The organism is Candidatus Cloacimonadota bacterium, from assembly GCA_011372345.1.
Classification (GTDB): Bacteria; Cloacimonadota; Cloacimonadia; order Cloacimonadales; family TCS61; genus DRTC01.
Genome location: DRTC01000393.1, coordinates 1 through 2485, shown reverse-complemented (window position 1 = coordinate 2485; position 2485 = coordinate 1). Strand labels below are relative to the sequence as shown.

The following is a 2485-nucleotide window of genomic DNA, read 5'->3' as shown; positions in this document are numbered from 1 at the left end:
CCGATTTAATCAATAAAATCAAAGAACTTCAAAAACAAATAAAAAGAAATGAACTATTACCTTCTAATCCGACCTTGTCCAGTACAGACGAACGATTTCGAATCCTTTTTGAGAAATCACCCGATGCTATTTTTGTAGAAGATTTTCAAGGATATGTTTTAGATGCTAATCCTGCTGCTTGTAAATTGAATAGAATGACACGGGATGAATTGATCGGCAAGAATGTCCTGGAACTGGTTCCGGAAGAGAAGAGGAAAGAAATAAAAAATGACTTCAGGAAATGGATAACAGGAAAAATATCATTTTATGAAGGTTATTCTCTCACTCCGGAAGGACAGAAAATTCCTGTTGAAATTCATGCCAATATCATCCAATTTACCGGCAAGAAAGCATTATTGATGATTGTTCGAGATATTAGCAAAAGGATGAAAGAGCAGAAAATCCAGAAAGTTATCTACAATATTTCCAATGCTACAAATACGGCAAAAAATCTCGATGAACTTTATAAAATCATTCATCATGAACTTAAATCGATAATTTATGCAGGGAATTTTTTCATTGCGTTATATGATAAAGAATCAGATCGGATCACGGTTTCTTATCATATTGATCAAATAAAAACTCTCAAACAACATACTCTGATCAAAAATGACGGACTGACTGCGTATGTTATCAGAAATAAAAAATCGATTTTTCTGACGGAAGAATTAAGAAACAGGTTGGTTCAGGAAGGTAAGATCAGAAAAAGTGATTGGAAAAGCAAGATCTGGATAGGTGTTCCCTTAAAGATAAAAGATAAAATAATTGGAGCAATCGTCGTTCAGAGTTATGAAGATGAATCAGTTTATTCCAGAAATGATCTGAAACTACTTGAGTTTGTTTCCGATCAAATCGCTTTTGCCATCGATCGCAAAAGGAATGAAGAGGCACTTATAGAAAGTGAATCACGATTCAGAAAACTCTTTGAAAATCTTCCCAATGTAGCTGTTCAGGGATATGATTCAGAAGGTACAATTAATTATTGGAACAGAGCTAATGAATTAGTCTATGGATATAAAACCGAGGAAGCAATCGGAAAAAATTTGATCGAACTTATTATTCCACCTGAAATGAGAAAGGATGTTAAAGAAATCATCAAACATGGAGCAGAAACCGGAGAAATGCCAGCTGCATCGGAAATGAATTTGATGCGAAAAGACGGATCCCTTGTTCCGGTATTTTCCAGTCATACAGCCATTAAACAACCTGATCATAAATTTGAATTATTCTGTATAGATGTAGATTTGACAGAAAGAATCAGGATTGAACAAAGACTTGCCAAATTAAATGAATGTTTTCTTAATTATACTACTGATCCTGATGAAAATATCAATCGTATCGTAGCTGTTTGCGGCGAATTAATGGGAGCAACTTGTGCCCTTTATAATTGTCTTCAAGAACACCTCCTCTATTCTGCCGGACAGTGGAATACACCACCTGATTATAATCCTCTCGATAAACCTGATGGACATATTTGTTATGATGTTATTAAGAGAGCAGAAGATGACCTGTTGATTGTTCGTCATTTACCGAAAACCGATTATTATTTAACCGATCCAAATGTAAAACCTTACAGTTTAGAAACATATATTGGAAGAGCTGTTAAATTTGGAAATGAATATCAAGGTTCGTTATGTGTTGTTTATCAAAAAGATTTTATTCCGGATAAAAAGGATGAATGGCTGATGGGAGTTCTTGCTTCAGCAATTGCGGTTGAGGAAGAAAGAAGACATGGTGTTCAAAAATTACAGAAACTGCTCGAAGAAACCATCAATGGGTTGATCTCAGCAGTCGAGATTCGGGATCCATATACAGCAGGTCATCAGAGAAGAGTTGCGAAACTGGCTGTTGCGATAGCAACGGATATGGAACTTCCTCCAGAGCAAATTGAAAGTATCAGGTTTGCATCTCTTGTTCATGATATTGGTAAGATCTATGTTCCTGCTGAAATTCTCAGCAAACCGGGAAAACTGACAGAAGTAGAATTTGAACTTATCAAAATGCATTCTCAGGCAGGTTATGATATTCTAAAAAAAATAGAATTTCCCTGGCCTGTTGCTGAAATTGTCTTGCAGCATCACGAAAGGATCGATGGCTCCGGTTATCCGAAAGGAATAATCGGAAAAGAAATGATGTTGGAAGCAAAGATCATAAATATTGCGGATTTTATCGAAGCTTATTCTTCTAACCGACCATATAGACCTGCATTCGGGATTGACATTGCTTTGAACGAACTTACTAGAAACAGGGGAATTCTTTATGAAGCAGAGATTGTTGATGTTTGTTTGAAATTGTTTAAAGAAAAGAGGTTTAAATTTTTAAAAGAAGAATAAAATTCTTTAAAATATATTATTACAATATTATTGCAATTTTAATTTGACAATAATGTGAATGATATTTTTTATTAGTTAGTAGAAATAAGGTAAAAATGATTAGAGAAATAATT

Annotated in this window: 1 protein-coding gene; it reads left to right on the top strand. The window is 34.5% G+C overall.

Features of this window, described 5'->3' with window-relative positions:
• Nucleotides 1–2372: PAS domain S-box protein (locus ENL20_07720; protein HHE38448.1), on the top strand; the 2372-nt coding region annotated here is incomplete at its 5' end.
• Nucleotides 2373–2485: the final 113 nt, after the last annotated feature.